Annotated in this window: 12 protein-coding genes; 5 read left to right on the forward strand and 7 right to left on the reverse strand. The window is 72.2% G+C overall.

The annotated features are described in order from the left end of the window. Positions 1-66: 66 nt before the first annotated feature. Positions 67-717: a hypothetical protein gene (locus tag FYW99_RS02840; protein WP_223838655.1), complete on the reverse strand. Its 651-nt coding sequence runs from the start codon at positions 715-717 to the stop codon at positions 67-69. Between the two features lie 267 nt (positions 718-984). On the opposite strand from FYW99_RS02840, the gene FYW99_RS02845 reads away from it, so the two are divergent. After that, entirely contained in the window at positions 985-1680 is a 696-nt protein-coding gene (locus tag FYW99_RS02845; RefSeq protein ID WP_150249747.1) for a M50 family metallopeptidase, read from the forward strand. Positions 1681-1863: 183 nt separating this feature from the next. On the opposite strand, the gene FYW99_RS02850 is transcribed toward FYW99_RS02845, so the two are convergent. The 3 genes from FYW99_RS02850 to FYW99_RS02860 all read right to left on the reverse strand — a co-directional run bounded on the left by FYW99_RS02850 (position 1864) and on the right by FYW99_RS02860 (position 6412). After that, the gene (locus FYW99_RS02850; RefSeq protein ID WP_150249914.1) at positions 1864-2214 is read right to left on the reverse strand and encodes an STAS domain-containing protein; all 351 of its coding nucleotides are present in this window, start codon (positions 2212-2214) and stop codon (positions 1864-1866) included. Between the two features lie 584 nt (positions 2215-2798). Further along, positions 2799-5150, reverse strand: coding sequence for a hypothetical protein (locus FYW99_RS02855; RefSeq protein WP_150249749.1), 2352 nt, complete (start codon positions 5148-5150; stop codon positions 2799-2801). Positions 5151-5317: 167 nt separating this feature from the next. Further along, on the reverse strand, positions 5318-6412 hold the full coding sequence (locus FYW99_RS02860; RefSeq protein ID WP_150249751.1) for a CaiB/BaiF CoA transferase family protein: 1095 nt from the start codon (positions 6410-6412) through the stop codon (positions 5318-5320). 536 nt (positions 6413-6948) lie between these two features. On the opposite strand from FYW99_RS02860, the gene rsmA reads away from it, so the two are divergent. Beyond that, positions 6949-7830, forward strand: coding sequence for a 16S rRNA (adenine(1518)-N(6)/adenine(1519)-N(6))-dimethyltransferase RsmA (gene rsmA, locus FYW99_RS02865; RefSeq protein WP_150249754.1), 882 nt, complete (start codon positions 6949-6951; stop codon positions 7828-7830). A gap of 252 nt (positions 7831-8082) precedes the next feature. Here the strand turns inward: rsmA and FYW99_RS02870 are convergent, their stop codons facing one another. Continuing rightward, positions 8083-8307, reverse strand: coding sequence for a hypothetical protein (locus tag FYW99_RS02870; RefSeq protein ID WP_150249757.1), 225 nt, complete (start codon positions 8305-8307; stop codon positions 8083-8085). Next, positions 8294-9724 carry a PspC domain-containing protein gene (locus tag FYW99_RS02875; protein WP_150249760.1) on the reverse strand — a complete coding sequence of 477 codons (1431 nt, stop codon included), beginning with the start codon at positions 9722-9724 and terminating at the stop codon, positions 8294-8296. The genes FYW99_RS02870 and FYW99_RS02875 overlap by 14 nt, the downstream gene beginning before the upstream one ends. A 219-nt stretch (positions 9725-9943) precedes the next feature. Between FYW99_RS02875 and FYW99_RS02880 the strand changes: the two genes are divergently transcribed. Together FYW99_RS02880 and FYW99_RS02885 are read left to right on the forward strand one after the other, a co-directional pair. Beyond that, positions 9944-11143: an ATP-binding protein gene (locus FYW99_RS02880; RefSeq protein ID WP_150249763.1), complete on the forward strand. Its 1200-nt coding sequence runs from the start codon at positions 9944-9946 to the stop codon at positions 11141-11143. Positions 11144-11278: 135 nt separating this feature from the next. Further along, a complete protein-coding gene (locus tag FYW99_RS02885; protein ID WP_017567903.1) occupies positions 11279-11950 on the forward strand; it encodes a response regulator in 672 nt (223 codons plus the stop codon). Positions 11951-12260: 310 nt separating this feature from the next. On the opposite strand, the gene FYW99_RS02890 is transcribed toward FYW99_RS02885, so the two are convergent. Beyond that, positions 12261-13190, reverse strand: coding sequence for a nucleoside hydrolase (locus FYW99_RS02890; RefSeq protein WP_150249917.1), 930 nt, complete (start codon positions 13188-13190; stop codon positions 12261-12263). A gap of 165 nt (positions 13191-13355) precedes the next feature. Here FYW99_RS02890 and pcrA point away from each other — a divergent pair, with 165 nt between their 5' ends. After that, positions 13356-15701, forward strand: coding sequence for a DNA helicase PcrA (gene pcrA / locus FYW99_RS02895; protein WP_150249765.1), 2346 nt, complete (start codon positions 13356-13358; stop codon positions 15699-15701). Positions 15702-16140 lie beyond the last annotated feature (439 nt).

Below are 16140 nucleotides of genomic sequence, written 5' to 3' on the forward strand. Positions count from 1 at the left end.
CGCCGCGCGCCCGCTCCTGCGCGGGTGCGTCGGGCTCAACCGGTCGCGCGGACCCGGACGGGGCGGCTAGCGCCGGTCGTGGTCCTCGTCCTCGTCGTCCTCGTCGTCCTCGTAGTAGCCGTCCTTGTGGTCCTTGTCCTCGTCGTCGTCCTTGTCGCCGTGGTCGTGCCCGTGGTCGTGGTCGTCGCCCTTCTTGCGGTCGTGGCCCTCGTGGTCGCCCTTGCGCCGGTCGTCGCCCTCGTCGTCGCCCTTGCGGCCGTCGCGGTCGCGGTCGTCGCCGTTGTCGTCGTCCTCGTAACCGTGGTCGTGTCCGTTGCCGCGTCCGTCGTGGCCGTTGCGGCCGTCGCGGTCGTCGCCCTTGCGGCCGTCGCGGTCGTCGTGGCCGTTGCGGTCGTCGCCCTTGCGGCCGTCGCGGTCGTCGTGGCCGTTGCGGTCGTCGCCCTTGCGGCCGTCGCGGTCGCCGCGGTCGTTGCGGTCGTCGCCCTTGCGGCCGTCGCGGTCGTCGTGGCCGTTGCGGTCGTCGCCCTTGCGGCCGTCGCGGTCGCCGCGGTCGTTGCGGTCGTCACCCTTGTCGCCGTGGTCGTGCCCGTTGTCACCGTTGTCGTGGTGCCAACCGTGGTAGCCGTTGTGGTCCTCGTCCGCGACAGCGGGGGAGGAGGCGCCGATGACGGCACCGGCGGTCAGGGCCATAAGGGCGAGTCCAGCGATACGCTTCACAATAATCCTTGCTTTGAGTAGCCAGAAAATCACTGCCAGTGATGAATGTAGGCTGGCGACCCTCGTTTGGCCAGTTCATCGGTGCGGGGAAGTCACATTGATCTCGGGGAACGCTCGGATTCCACGACAGAACACGGAACGTCCCCACATGCCCTAAAGTTCGGCAAGGGCCCCTGTTCCACGCGTCTCCCGGCAACCGCGGCGCGCACCGGTGGGCCCGTGCACGATCGGGTCGAACCAGAGTCGGGGGCACACGTGGGAACAACCTTGGGCGACGTCTGGCAGGAAGTGCTGTCGGTCCAGCCCGAACCGGAGCGGTGGATCGTCGTCACCGCGGCGGTGCTGGCCCTGGCGGCCGTACTGCTCGGCCCGCCCTGGCGGATCGGGCGCAACGTCGTCACCATCGCCCACGAGGGCGGACACGCCCTGGTCGCCCTGCTCAGCGGCCGCCAGCTCACCGGGATCCGCCTGCACTCGGACACCTCCGGGGTCACCGTCTCCCGGGGAAAGCCGACCGGTGTCGGCATGGTCCTGACCGTCTTCGCGGGCTACGTCGCCTCGTCGGTCATCGGCCTGCTCGGCATCCTCATGCTCATGTCGGACCGCGTCACCGCCCTGCTGTGGCTGAGCATCGTCGTGCTCGCCGCCATGCTCCTGATGATCCGCAACGTCTACGGCGTGGTGTCGATCGTGGTGACCGGCGCGGTGGTGTTCGGGATCAGCTGGTTCACCCCGTCGGAGGTACAGGCGGCCTTCGCCTACCTGTTCATCTGGTTCCTGCTCTTCGCGGGCGTGCGGCCGGTGATCGAGCTCCAGGCCCAGCGCAGGCGCAACCCCTCACCGCACTCCGACGCCGACCAGCTGGCCCGGCTCACCGGCGTTCCGGGAACCCTGTGGGTCGTGGTCTTCTTCCTGGTCAACGCCGCGGTGACCGGCCTCGGCGTCTGGCTGCTGCTCTTCTAGGCCGGGTGTCCGCCGTCCCGAACACGGCGAACCCGAACACGACGAAGGGGCGCGACCGTGGTGGTCGCGCCCCTCGCGCGTGCTGTGACCATGTCTGCTGGTCGTGTCTGCTGTGACCGTGCCTGCTGCGAACGTGTGTCCCGGGAGGTTGTCCGGGGGCGGGCGGTGCCGGCGGCACGGGTGTTACGCGCGCGGCGCCGTGAGCGCCTCCGAGACCGTCGTGAAGACGGGGATGCGCGTGTCGAGCGAGGTCACCCGCAGGATCTGGAGCACCCGGTGGATGGGCGAGGCGATGGCCAGGACCGCCTTCTGCTCCTTGGCCGCCTTGTGCGCGCGGATCAGGACGCGCAGACCACTGGAGTCGATGAACCGCAGGTCGGCGCAGTCCAGGACCACACGGCCGAAGGGCTGCGTGGTCAGAGCCTCGGTCACCGCCTCCTGGAATCGGTGCTCGGTGGCCATGTCGATCTCCCCGTCCAACGCCAGAACCCGTCCGGCGTCGTGCAGGGTGGAGGAGATGTTCAGGTCGGGCATGGCGACTCCGGCGTATTCGGGCCTCGCCCGACGGGTCGGCGCGGTGGGCCGCACGCGGCTCCACGAGCGCGTGCCGACCGGGGCGTCGGTCGTGTTACCGCGGTGGCCAAGCTGATGGTTCATCAAGTTCCTTGCGTGATGCCCCCGAGCGGGGATGAAACGCCCTTCTCGCCTGGGTCTGCCGGACAGGTCCGCGTGAAGCGGGGTCATCGGGCAAACGTACGGACCCGGACCGGAAGTTCCTGCGTGTCCGTGCCCTGCGATGGAGGCGGCGGAGACGGACGGTGCGCCGGTGGGCGCCGAGTCGCTGCCTCGGGCCACTCCCGCCCTCGGCAACTGTGCAAACCAGCCCGCGGGGGCGGGCATTCCCCGCCGGTGCGGCGGGGGTGGCCGTCGGACGGCGGTGCCTGGCCTCTTCCGGACGGTCGTTCGGGTCGGCTCTGCGCCCGGCGAAGCACCGGGTGTCTCCCATGAGAAGCCGCCCAGCCACGGACTTTACCACAGCGCCGTGGCCGATTCGTGACGTGAGCGACGCAAGGTCGTGCTCGCGTCCTTTGCTCCCCGTGTGCTTTATGAGGTGTGCATCACATGCACTGGGCGTTCTCGACGGGTTCGGGGTCGGATGTCTGGTCCTCGTCCCTCTGCTGGAGGGCCCACACGCACGCCGACAGTGTGAGCGGTACCACCACCGTCAGCGCGATGGCCGGGATCGCCACCCCCGAGTCGTTGACCGCGAAGCCCACCAGCGCGGTCACCAGGGAGCCGGTCAGCCCCGCCCGCAGCGTCGGCGCGTACTCGTAGGCCACCTGGAGCGCGCCGATCCGCCAGTGGGTCGGCCGGTGCAGCATCACGAACAGGAACACCAGCGCGCACGCCGCCAGCAGGGTCAGCTGCCAGTTGCCCAGGGTCCCCAGCATCGCGCTCAGCTTGCGGGCCACCACCGCACCCGCCTCGCCGCTGACCACCTGGGCGGCGAACGCCCCGAGGTGGCTGCGGTCCTCCGGCGGGCGCAGGTAGTCCAGCCACGAGATCAGCGAGATAGCCGTCACCGTCACCAGGGCCACCACGGCCAGGCGCACCGCCGTCACGCGCACCCCGGCGATCATCATCGTCGTCACCGCCAGGCCGGGGATGAGCGCGATCACTCCGCCGAAGTCGGTGCCCAGGCCCGGCCAGCCCACGATCAGCACCGTCGCCGCCCCGACGACCAGGGTCACCGCCACGGCGGAGCGGCGCCAGCCCCGCGAGACCAGCTCGTGGGAGATCCCCGCGACCGTCATCAGCATGCCGGTCGCGAACGTCGCGAACGCGATGTTGCCGACCCCGTAGAACCGGCCCGCCACGATCGGCGAGTACCCCGTGGGCGAGTTCATCTGGAGGTAGGCGCCGAAGCACAGGTCCAGGAAGAGCACCGCCGTGGTCGCGCCCGCGACCACCGTCATCGGGCCCAGGGCGGTGCGCCGCCACGGCCCCGCCATGGCCAGCGCCACCACCAGGGCGTCCGCGGCCAGGACGCACACCAGCAGCGACATCAGCGGAGAGGACGAGGCCCACCACGGGATGAGGTTGGCCAGGTAGCTGGCCACCGGGAAGGCCGCCCCGGCCAGCGCCACCGCCCGCGTCAGCGTCAGCACGCGCGCGCGTTTGCCGCGCTGCCGGTTGGAGTAGCGGTGCAGCGCGTAGGCCGCCGCCGCGTAGATGAGCAGCTGGAAGGCGACCAGACCGCTGAAGAAGCCCGGGACGGCGGCGCCCACCACCACCGCGGCGGTGTTGAACTCCACCAGCCGCCCGACCGCCTCGTCGGTCCGCGGCGGCCGGTCGGCCAGGTGCCAGGCCCGGCCGCTGGTCGGCTCGGTGGCCCGCATCCCCAGAGCGGTCAGGACGGTCGGCGTGGTGTCGGTGAGCACCACCAGTCCGGCCCGGCGGGTCGAGTCCGAGGCCAGGAAGTCCCCCTCCCCGGTGAACCCCGTCTCCGCGACCTCCCCGGACACGGCCACCGTGAGCTGGGAGGGCCCGGTGTCCATGGAGACGCCGACCACCATCAGCGACGAGCCGACCGGCAGTACGCGCTCCAGGGTCCTCAGACGCTCGTCCATGGCGGCCAGCGCCTTGTCGCGCTCCCACTCGGGGACGTCGTCGGGGTTGGGCTCGGGCGGGCCCCCGGCCTCCCCGTCCGCCTCCTCGTCCTCGTCGGCGTCCTCGCCGACCGGTTCCTGCGCGGCCTCCCGGGCCTCCTCGTCGGTGATCGGCGGATCCGGGTAGTCGGGGTAGAGACGGGTGAGCCCGGCCAGCTCGACCGCGGCGAGGGAGACCCCCTCCAGGCGGTCGGTGGTCAGTTCGCGCACGTCGTCGACGTAGTGGTCCACCCGCCCGGAGGCGTCGGCCACGCCCAGGGCGGCGCCGTGGCCGACGGCGAGAGTGGTCCCGCCCTCCTCGTGCACGGTCTGCCCGAGCAGCCCCACGGGCGCGCGGAAGAAGGTCCTCGCGTTCTGGCTGACGTAGGCGTCGAAGCCCGGGACGACCGCCCCCGAGCCGGTGCGCTCGGGCTCCGGGGCGGCCTCGCACACCGTGAAGCGCTCCCGGATGGACAGGGCGCGCTGCCCGGCCGACACCGACAGCCAGCCGTCGGTGGGACAGGTGCGCGAGGTGGCCGTACGGATCGACACGTTGCCGATCGAGCCCTCCTCGGCCATTCCCCACAGGGTCGGTGTGGTCTCGGGAGTAACGTCCTGCCACAGCAGGCCTGGCACCCCCACGAGCACCACGGGTCCCTCGCGCTGCCCGGCCGGCCCCTCGGGACCGGACAGGGCCTCGGTCTCGGCGGGAACCGCGGCGGACGCGGCGGACGCGGTGCACAGCAGCACCGCCGCGGACAGCAGCAGGGCACCCAGGCGCGCTCCCCAGTGCGCCCCCGGTGTGACGAGCCGTCGTGGCATGGCGGACCCCCCCGTCGCGCGCTCAGCCGGACTGGTCGCTCACCCTAGCCATTCTCCGCGCCGCGTAGGGGGATCCACGGGGTCCGGCGCGTGGGAAGGTGCGGCGTGTGACGGTGTGCGCACAAGCGCTTCGGCCGGGGAGGGGCGGTGCGCGGACGGGGTTTCGGTCAGGGGGTGATGCCCCACTGCCGGAGGGTCTTCGCGGTGTCGGGCTGTTCGGCGCCCCGGGTGACCCCGCCCGGGGTGCGGTCGAAGCGCGGCGCCGGGCCCGACAGGATCCGGTCGCCGTCGCGCACGAGCGAGCCGCGGGCGCGCACGTGCGGATGGTCGGGGGCCTCCTCCAGGGACAGGACGGGCATCACGCAGGCGTCGGCGCCCCCGAACACCTCACCCCACGCGTCGCGGGTGCGGGTGCGCAGGACCTCGGCGAACCGCTCGCGCAGCCGGGGCCAGCCCTCCCGGTCCCACTGGTCGGGCAGGTCCTCCCCGGCCAGGCCGACGCCCTCCAGGAACGCGGCGTAGAACTGGGGCTCGATGCAGCCGACCGACACGTAGCGGCCGTCGGCGCACTCGTAGACGTCGTACCAGGGGGCACCGGTGTCCAGGTAGTTGGTGCCGCGCTCGTCGCTCCAGGAGCCGCGCGCGCGGTCCTCGTGCAGCATCGACATCAGCAGCGCGCTCCCGTCCACCATCGCGGCGTCCACGACCTGGCCGCGGCCGGAGGACTGGCGCTCGACCAGCGCGCCGAGGACGCCGGTGACCGCGAACATGGTGCCCCCGGCGAAGTCGCCCAGGAGGTTGACCGGGGGGACCGGCGGTCCGCCCGCGCGCCCGATGGCGTGCAGGGCCCCGTTCACGGAGATGTAGTTCATGTCGTGCCCGGCGGTACGGGCGAGCGGCCCGTCCTGGCCCCAGCCGGTGACCCGCGCGTAGACCAGGCGCGGGTTGGTCTCCAGACAGGTCCCGGGGCCCAGGCCCAGGCGCTCCATGACCCCCGGCCGGAAGCCCTCCAGGAGCACGTCGGCGCGGGAGACCAGGTCACGGGCGAGCGCGAGCCCCTCCTCGGACTTGAGGTCCGCGGGGAGGACGGTGCGCCCCTCGCTCATGTGGGGCCCGCCCGCGCCGGCGTTCATCGCGTCGGCGGCCGCGGGGCGGTCGAGGCGGATGACGCTGGCGCCCAGGTCGGCGAGGAGCATCCCGGCCATCGGCGCAGGGCCGATCCCGGTGAACTCGACGACGCGGATTCCGTTCAGGGGTCCCATGGGGAGGTCTCCAAGGCGGTAGAGGGGAGCGCGCGCGACCAGAACGGCGCTCGGTTCATTGTGCAGTCTCCGCTTCCGCCGCGCCACGGCGGCGCCCCCGCGGGGCTCGGGGGAGGGGGAGCGGAAGTACGGGAAAGGGGGCGGAAGGGCAATGCGGGTTCGGAGATCCGTGAGTCGTTCCACCTTTTTCGGTCAGATACAAAAGCGCTCCGACTAGGGGTGTTAATGTGTCGATGCCCGCTGGGAGAAGAGCTGCTTTCGGGCTCCGGAAAAAATTCCGTCACCCCTCGGCCAGCGGCAGAGCACCGGAGCGCACCCGTGCCGGACAGAGCACGGGAAACCGTACCGACCTTTCCGAAAAGGACGAATCCGCCATGTCCAGTACCCCGGAGACCGACACCTTGGGAAAGGCCGACTGAGCGGAACCCGGCGCGGGACGGCGACCGGAGAACCGCACGGAACACCACACGGAACACCGTGCGGATCCGCCGCACAGACCCGCCGCAAACGGGACGGCGTGCGGGAGCTGGCAAGATGTGGGGGTGACACAGACACCCGCACCCGACGACCGCTCCCGCCTGCTCACCCCCGCCGACGTGCGGACACTGGCAGCGCGGTTCGGTATCCGGCCCACCAAGACCCTGGGCCAGAACTTCGTCATCGACCACGGCACCGTCCGTCGCATCGTGCGGGTCGCAGGGGTCAGCGAGGAGGACACCGTCGTCGAGGTGGGCCCGGGCCTGGGCTCGCTCACCCTGGCGCTCCTCCCGCACGTGCGCCACGTGACCGCCGTGGAGATCGACCCGGCGCTGGCCGAGGCCCTGCCGGGCACCGTCGCCGACCACGCGCCCGACCTCGCCGACCGGCTCACCGTCGTCCACGGCGACGCCATGCGCGTGACCGGGCTGCCCGGCCCCGAGCCCACGGCGCTGGTGGCCAACCTGCCCTACAACGTGTCCGTCCCGGTCCTGCTGCACCTGCTGGAGCTGCTGCCCAGCCTGCGGCGGGTGCTGGTCATGGTGCAGGCGGAGGTCGCCGACCGCGTCACCGCCTCCCCGGGCGGCCGCGTCTACGGGGTGCCCTCGGCCAAGGTCGCCTGGTACGCCGGGGCCCGCCGCGCGGGATCGGTCGGCCGCAACGTGTTCTGGCCCGCACCCAACGTCGACTCCGGCCTGGTCGAACTCATCCGCCGCCCGCAGCCCGTCACCACGGCGAGCCGCGAGGAGGTCTTCCGGGTGATCGACGCCGCCTTCGCGCAGCGCCGCAAGACCCTGCGCGCCGCCCTGTCCGGGTGGGCCGGTTCGCCGCCCGCGGCCGAGGCCGCCCTGCGCGCGGCGGGCGTGGACCCCTCGGCCCGGGGCGAGTCACTGGACGTGACGGCGTTCGCGGCCATCGCCGAGCAGCGCCCGCGGTCCTGAGTTCCGGCGGTCCTGAGCCTCGGCGGGCCCGGCCCGCCAGGGCGGCCGGACAAGCCGCGGGCGTCCGTCTCCGGCGGTTCCGCGGGTGTCCGGGCAGGCGGCGGAGGTCACACCCGCAGCCGCTCGCCTCAGGACAAGCCGCGGGGCGCCTCCCCGTCCCGGTCGGCGCCCCGCGTTTCCCGCGTCCCCAGCGGGTCCCTGTGTTTTCCGTTGTGGCTCTCGTACACCCCCCGCCTCCGGGGGGCGTGTCCCTCACTCCAGGGTGTCGGAGCGGCTCTCCGCGGGGGGCCGTCGGTGCCGGGGCCGGGTGAGCACGCGGGCCGCCCCGGCCGCGCCCAGGCCCGCCAACAGCACCGGCAGCACCCACAGGACGTTGAACTCCCAGTCGCCCGTGCCGCGCATGACGAACCCGACCGCCAAGCCGAGGAACAGCAGGCCCGCGACCAGCGAGCCCCAGTCAGTCCTACGCTCCGCCACGCTTCACCTCCACAACCCCGACCAGTGAGTCGGTGCGCACGTTGATCCGCGGGGCTCCCTCGCCGCCTCGCGACGCCTCGTCCCGCGCCCCGGCGTCCGCCGCGGCCTCGTGGACCTCCTCGTAGTCCAGCGAGACCCCGAACATGTCCTCCCGCCTCTCCGGGTTGAATTCCACGGCCCCCAGGCCGATCTCCGAGTGCACCGCGACCTCCGCGTCCTCGGGCAGGACCAGCTCCACGCGGCCCGCCCCCATCCGCAGCGACACGTCGACGGTCCCGCCGGGCTCCAGGTCCTCCAGCCCGGTCAGGTCCAGGGTCGCCGAGCCCACGGTGAGCCGGTGGTCGCCGGACTCGGCCGCGGCCACCGTGGTCGGCCGCCACGTCTCGTCGCCGATCCGCACCCGGGTCAGATCGGTCACCGAGGCCAGCACCAGCAGCAGGACGGCCGCCGCCCCCATCGGGAGCAGTCCCCGCGGACTGCCAGCCCAGGCGCCGACCAGCGCGTACACGCCGATCACCGCCAGGGACCCGGCCAGGAAGAACACTCCGGTCTCCGGTCCGAGCAGCAGGTCGGCCGTCCGCCCGCTCCACAGCGAGGACGACCAGCCGAACTCCAGCACCGACACCAGGACCGCCCCGGCCACGACCGTCCACAGGGCCAGGGAGGCCAGCGGCAGGCGCCTGCCCTGCGTGAGGGACCGTTCGTCCTCCGCCTCCCGCGCGCAGGACCCTCCCGCCTCGCCGGAACGCTCCTCCCCGCCTTCGTCCTCGTCCCCGGACTCCCCGCCGGCGCCCCGCGCGGCGGTGCGCTCCGACACCACCGCCAGGTCCACCGGCCCCTGCGGCGCGGACGCCCACGGCTGGGCCGGGTTGTAGTAGGTCGCGGTCGGCTCCGGGGACGGCGTCGCGGGCGGCGGGTCCGTGGCCTGCAGGTCCTCGCGCAACTCGGTGAACGCCGTCCGAAGGTCCACGCCCCGGTTGCGCGCGGCCAGCAGCCCCAGCACCAGGGGTACCGCCAGCACCAGTGTCGACCACCCCAGTCCGCCGACCAGGCTGAACGTCGTCGCGACCGCCAACCCCACCGCGAGCAGCTTGGGCACCGTCCGCGGCGGGATACTGCGGTTGAGCATCTGCTCGAACGTCGCCGGGACGCCCTGGGCGTCGCGCATGAGCATCCACGCGGCGATGTAGAGCAGCAGACCCGCCGCCCCGGCGAACGAGGTCAGCACGAAGGCCGCACGCCACACCACCGGGTCGACCCCGGTGTACCGGCCCAGGCCCGCGCACACCCCGGCCAGGACCCGGTCCTCGTCCCCCTTGCGCAGCTCGCGCACGGAGGCCCCGGCGTCCGCCTCCGCCGTACCGGAAACGGACGCGGCCGGGGCGCCCTGCGGCACCGGGTCGTCAGTCATGGTCACTCACCGCGCTCTCCTCACCCACCCATGGTCACCCGTCACCGTCCACCAGCACATCCGGGACGACCCTGAACCCACCCTGACGGGGGCCCGGCCAGGACCAGGGGCGCGCCCCCGATGTCCGGTCCGCACCGGAGGGGGCATCCTGGACAGCACAGGACCCACGAACGCGGCGGGCGCGTACATCCTCCCCGCCGCACGGACGAAAGCGGTGATCGGGCGGTGGCAGCAACGGCCGCGGACACCCCGCGGCTCACCCGCGCGGTCAGGGGCAGGCTCCTCGGCGGTGTCGCCGCAGGACTCGCCCGCCACCTGCGCCTGGACCCGGTGGTGGTCCGCCTCGCCTTCATGGCGCTGTCCGTGGGCGGCATCGGCATCGCCGTCTACGCCGCCCTGTACTTCTTCGTCCCCAACGACTCCTCGGAGGAGGAGACCGCCGAGCCCGAGAGCCGACGCAAGGGCCGCGACCTCTCCCAGCTCGTCGCCTACGTCGGCCTCGCCGCCGGACTCGGCCTCCTGTTCCTGCTCTTCGGCGGCGTCTTCGACCCGCTGTTGTGGTTCGTGGTCTTCGGCGCCCTCGGCGGCATCATCCTCTGGCAGCAGGCCAACCCGTCCCAGCGCGACCAGTGGATGACCAGCACCGTCAGCCGTTCCTCGCCCAAGGGGATAATGCGTGCGGTCGCCGGCGTGCTGCTCGTCGTCGTCGGAGCCATCGGCTTCCTCGTCTTCCAGGAGCAGCTCCAGAACGCCCGCGCCGGCCTGACCTTCGCCTTCACCGTGCTCGCGGGCATCGCGCTCATCGTGGCCCCCTGGATCATCGGGCTGGTCCGCGAGCGCGACCAGGAGCGCCGCGAGCGCATCCGCAACGCCGAGCGCGCCGAACTCGCCGCCCACATCCACGACTCCGTCCTGCACACCCTGACCCTCATCCAGCGCCGGGCCGAGGACCCCCGCGAGGTGCAGCGCCTCGCCCGAGTCCAGGAGCGCGCCCTGCGCAGCTGGCTCTACCAGAGGCCCGCCGACGCCGACACCACCGTCTCGCCCGCGCTCGAACGCGTCGCCGCCGAGGTCGAGGAGGAGCACGGGGTCCCCATCGAGGTGGTGTGCGTGGGCGACTGCCCCATGGACGACGCGCTGGGCGCCATGCTCCGCGCCGCACGCGAGGCCATGGTCAACGCCTCCAAGTACGCCGGGACGGACAGCATCTCGGTGTTCGGAGAGGTCGACCAGGAGGAGGTGCTGGTGTTCGTCCGCGACCGCGGCGCAGGGTTCGACATGGACGCCGTCCCCGAGGACCGCATGGGCGTGCGCGGCTCCATCCTGGGCCGGATGGAGCGCCACGGCGGCTCCGCGCGCATCCGCACCGGTCCCGGCGAGGGCACCGAGGTGCAGCTGCGCATGCCGCGCGTCCCCGCCCTGTAGGGCGCGGACCGGGCGGAGGGCGCGGACGGTTCCGTTCCCCTACCGCGCCCGCCTCCGGGACCGGAGGGCGGCCGAAAGCGGACAGCCCCCGACGCGGGTGCCCCCGTCCGCCCCGACGTGGGTAGAGTCCACGGTGTGGCAGACGAGAGCACGACCTTCAGTGGCGGTGACGCGGTTCCCCGCGTCGTGATCGTGGACGACCACCGGCTGTTCCGCAGCGGTGTGCGCGGTGAGCTCGGCGACGCAGTGAACGTGGTCGGCGAGGCCGGCGACGTCGACAGCGCCGTGCACGTCATCGGCGAGAAGCAGCCGGACCTCGTCCTGCTGGACGTCCACCTGCCCGGAGGCGGCGGCGTGGAGGTGCTGCGCCGCGTCCTGGCCCAGCACCCCCAGATCCGGTTCCTGGCCCTGTCGGTCTCCGACGCCGCCGAGGACGTCATCGGCGTGGTGCGCGGCGGCGCCCGCGGCTACGTCACCAAGACCATCTCCGGCAGGGAGCTGGCCGACGCCATCGTGCGCGTGGCCGACGGCGACGCGGTCTTCTCCCCGCGCCTGGCCGGGTTCGTGCTGGACGCCTTCTCCGCGACCGACGCCCCGCCGGTGGACCCCGAACTGGACCGGCTCACCCAGCGCGAGCGCGAGGTCCTGCGCCACATCGCGCGCGGCTACGCCTACAAGGAAGTGGCCAAGGAGCTGTTCATCTCCGTCAAGACCGTGGAGACGCACGTGTCCTCGGTGCTGCGCAAGCTCCAGCTGTCCAACCGCCACGAGCTGAGCCGCTGGGCCACCGCCCGCAGGCTGGTCTGAGCCCGGCGCCGGGCGCCACGGCCGTTGGCCAGCCCGACGGCGGTGAGCGACGCGCTGGGGCTCAGGATCCGCACGAGGACCCTCGCGGCGGGGAACCCCCGGCGGGAGTCGCCACGGCCCGCCGTGAGCGGCCCGCCCGGTGCGGGTCGCCGGGCGTGCGCACCGCCGGACGCGCGGCGCGGGGCACGGCGAGGCCGGAGGTCCTGGGGACCCCCCTTGACCATGGGACCACCGCCTGAGGGCGCGCCGCCACCCCCTCCCGCGACCTGGGGACAACCCCGGGAGCCGCTCAGAGCAGTGGCGGGACCGCTCAGCGCAGCGAGTCGAGCATCCGGCCCAGGAACTCGGCCTCGGCCACACCCGTGACCACCCGCGCGGGGCGGCGGTCGTCGTCCCGCGGGCGCGGGCGCAGGTCCGCCACGGTCATCCCCCGCGTCAGCGTTCCCGTCAGCTCCACCTGCACCGGGGCCTCGAAGGACTCCGTCACCAGGTGCGGGTCCACCAGCACCGCCGCGGCCAGCGGGTCGTGCATCGCGCACTGGCGGACCCCGAAGATCCCCGAGTAGAAGTCGGCGTAGAAGTCCAGGAACGCCGACGTGCGCGCGGCGCGCTCGCCCGCGACCGTCCCCAGCTCCTCCAGCCACTCGGTGGTGGCCACCGTCTTCATGGTGATGTCCAGCGCCACCAGGTCCAGGTCGAACCCGGCCGCGAACACCGCCTCCGCCGCCTCGGGGTCGTTGCTGATGTTGGCCTCGGCGTGCGAGGACACGTTGCCCGCCACGCGCACCGCGCCGCCCATCACCACCAGGCGCCGCACCATCCTCGGCAGCTCCGGCTCCAGGGCCAGCGCGATCGCCAGGTTCGTCAGCGGCCCCACGGCCAGCACGTCGATCTCGCCCGGGTTCTCGCGGACCAGGCGCACCAGCAGCTCGGCCGCCGTCCCCGGCACCGGACGACCCGCGGGCTCGGGCAGCTCCACGTCCCCCAGACCGTTGCCTCCGTGCACGTGCGCGGCCAGACGCGGCGGCTGCACCAGCGGACGCGCGGCGCCCACCGCCACCGGGACGTCCGGGCGGCCGTACAGCTCCAGCAGCCGCAGCGCGTTGTCGGCCGTGACGTCCACGCTGTTGTTGCCGAAGACCGCCCCGACGCCGACGATCTCCACCTCGGGCCGAGCGGCCAGGTAGGCGAGCGCGACGGCGTCGTCGATCCCCGGGTCGCAGTCGACGAACACACGCATGCTCAAGGAAACTCCCTCTCAGAACACGGGGGCCCCGACCGGAGCCCCTACCGAAACAGCGTAAGACGCCGGTCAGGGCGCTTCTACCCGACAAAACGGGCCTGCGGAGGTCCGTCCCTGTGGACGGGGGCGGCAGCGTCACCGGGCGGCCGTAACCTGGATGCCGTGTCCTCCCAAGAACAGCTTCTCGAAGGTCTGAACGGTCCCCAGCGCGACGCCGTCACCCACAGCGGCTCTCCGCTCCTGATCGTGGCGGGTGCCGGGTCCGGCAAGACCCGGGTCCTCACCCACCGCATCGCCCACCTCATGGCCGCACGCGGTGTCCGCCCGGGTGAGATCCTCGCCATCACCTTCACCAACAAGGCCGCCGCCGAGATGCGCGAGCGCATCCAGGCGCTGCTGGGCGTGCGCGCCGCCAACAGCATGTGGACGATGACCTTCCACTCCGCGTGCGTGCGCATCCTGCGCAGGGAGGCCGCCCGGCTCGACTACCCGAGCAGCTTCACCATCTACGACTCCGCCGACTCCGCGCGCCTGATGCAGCTGGTGTGCAAGGAGATGGACCTGGACCCCAAGCGGTTCCCGCCCAAGGCCTTCTCCGCCCAGGTGTCCAACCTCAAGAACGAACTGGTCGACTACGACACGTTCGCCGGGCAGGCCCAGACCGAGCAGGAGAAGAAGCTCGCCGAGGCCTACCAGCTCTACCAGCGCCGCCTGCACGAGGCGGGCGCCATGGACTTCGACGACCTGATCATGGTCACCGTCAACCTGTTCCAGATGTTCCCGGACGTCGCCGAGTACTACCGGCGCCGCTTCCGGCACGTCATGGTCGACGAGTACCAGGACACCAACCACGCCCAGTACGTGTTCATCCGCGAACTGGTCGGCGTGGCCGAGGGCTCCGACACCAGCGTGGTGCCGCCCGCGGAGCTGTGCGTGGTCGGCGACGCCGACCAGTCCATCTACGCGTTCCGCGGCGCCACCATCCGCAACATCCTGGAGTTCGAGCGCGACTTCCCCGACGCGCGCACCATCCTCCTGGAGCAGAACTACCGCTCCACCCAGACCATCCTGTCCGCGGCCAACGCGGTCATCGACCGCAACGAGGGCCGCCCGGCCAAGAACCTGTGGTCGGAGCAGGGCGACGGACCGGCCATCGTCGGCTACGTCGCCGACAACGAGCACGACGAGGCCGCCTTCGTGGTCGGCGAGATCGACAAGCTCACCGACGACAGGACGCTCACCCCGAGCCAGGTCGCGGTGTTCTACCGGACCAACGCCCAGTCCCGCGTGTTCGAGGACGTGTTCATCCGCACCGGGCTGCCCTACAAGATCGTCGGCGGCGTGCGCTTCTACGAGCGCAAGGAGATCCGCGACGTCCTCGCCTACCTGCGGGTCCTGGCCAACCCCGAGGACACCGTCAGCCTGCGGCGCATCCTCAACGTGCCCAGGCGGGGGATCGGGGCCCGGGCGGAGGAGTCGGTCGAGCTGTTCGCCGCCCGCGAGCGCATCTCCTTCTCCCGGGCGCTGCGCCGGGTGGACGAGATCCCCGGGATGGCCACCCGCTCGGTCAAGGCGGTGCTCAACTTCACGGCCCTGCTGGAGGAGCTGGAGAAGACCGTGCCGGAGGGCACCCCCGCGGAGATCGTGGAGGCCGTGCTGAGCAAGACCGGGTACCTGTCCGAGCTGGCCGAGTCCAAGGACCTCCAGGACGAGAGCCGGGTGGAGAACCTGGAGGAGTTCGTCGACGTCGCCCGCGAGTTCGAGCACACCTTCGCCGCACTCCTGGAGGAGGAGCCCACGGAGGACGGGGAGGAGGCCGACGGGGCCGTCGACCCGGGAGCGCCGACACTGGTCGACTTCCTGGAGCGGATCTCCCTCGTCGCGGACACCGACCAGATCCCCGACGAGGACGACGAGGGCGGTGTGGTCACGCTGATGACCCTGCACGCGGCCAAGGGGCTGGAGTTCCCCGCGGTCTTCCTCACCGGGATGGAGGACGGGGTGTTCCCGCACACCCGCACACTCGGCGACAAGACGCAGCTGGAGGAGGAGCGCCGCCTGGCCTACGTGGGTCTGACCCGTGCGCAGCGCCTGCTGTACGTCAGCCGCGCCGCCGTGCGCAGTGCCTGGGGGACCCCCTCCTACAATCCCGCGTCCCGTTTCCTGGACGAGATCCCCTCGTCCCTGGTCGACTGGCGCCGCGCCGAGTCCACCCTGGCCGCTCCGCCCAGCCGCAGCATCGGCGGCCGGAGTTCGGGGGGCTTCGGAGGCGGGGGCGGCTTCAGCGGCACCTTCGGCGGCGGCTCACGGTCGCGCGGGGGAGCGAAGGCGGCCAAGGAGGCGCCCACGCTCAGCGTGGGAGACCTGGTCAACCACGACTCCTTCGGCATGGGCCGGGTGCAGCTGGTGGAGGGCGCAGGGGACAGGACCAAGGCCCGCATCGACTTCGGCGCGGACATCGGCGAGAAGGACTTCCTGGTCAAGTACGCGCCGATCGAGAAGCTCTGAGGCCAAGATCCGGTGAACGTGTCCCGAGCACTCCGTGCCGGGGGTAGAGTTGGGGAAGACCGAGCGAGACGGACGCGGTTCCCGCGGACGGGCCGGTCGACCCCTTCCTCCGAATCACCGTTCCGAGCACTGCTTCGGACCGGCTAGGCTCGGAGGGCGCTTCCAGGGAAACCGGGACAGCGAAACGGGAAACGGGCTTTACCCCGACCAGGAACACCACAAACCGCCGATTTGGCGGGGCGCGGAACACCTGATAAAGTAAAGACACAACAAAGCGGAAACGCAGACGCCTTCGGCGGAAAAGCCCACAGCGGCTTGTAAGCGAAGAGCGGTTGTTTCTTGAGAACTCAACAGCGCGTGTTTGATTTTCTTTAAGCCATGTTTGTTTTGGCCCCGACACACAGAACCGCAAGGTTCGTGTGCGAGGTTCCTTTGATTA

It is taken from the genome of Nocardiopsis deserti (genome assembly GCF_008638355.1).
Taxonomy (GTDB): Bacteria; Actinomycetota; Actinomycetes; order Streptosporangiales; family Streptosporangiaceae; genus Nocardiopsis; species Nocardiopsis alborubida.